General features: G+C 81.4%; 1 pseudogene. It reads right to left on the reverse strand.

Annotated elements, in window-relative coordinates:
* A pseudogene (locus KIH27_RS22235) lies at positions 1 to 479 on the reverse strand (hypothetical protein); the annotation flags it as partial.

Raw genomic sequence — 479 nt, forward strand, 5'->3', positions numbered from 1 at the left:
CCGGCGCCGCCGTTGCCGGCCTGCGATCCGCCCGCGCCGCCGGCACCGCCGTCGCCACCGGTACCGCCGTTCGTGCCGGCAAGACCGGAGTTGCCCGGGTTGGCGCCGCCGGCGCCGTTCGCCCCGGTGACGCCGTTGCCGCCGGCCCCGCCCGCGCCGCCGTTGCCGTAGAGGCCGCCGTTGCCGCCGGCGCCGCCGTCCCCGCCGTTGCCGCCGTTGACCGCGGTGCTGGTGGGGCTGAACCCGGCACCGCCGTCGCCGCCGTTGCCGGACTGGTAGGGGCCCTGGGTGAACTGGGGGCCGTTGCCGCCGGCCACCCCGGCCAGGCCGGTGCCGGTCCCACCGCCGGTGCCCACCGCACCGCCCACACCACCGATGCCGACGGCGCCGTACGCGCCGCCGTTGCCGCCCGCGCCACCGTCCGGGTGCGCCGCGGTGCCGGCCGCGCCGTTGCCGCCGTCACCGGCCAGGCCCGCGAC

Source organism: Mycolicibacter acidiphilus (assembly GCF_018455725.1).
GTDB classification, from domain to species: Bacteria; Actinomycetota; Actinomycetes; order Mycobacteriales; family Mycobacteriaceae; genus Mycobacterium; species Mycobacterium acidiphilum.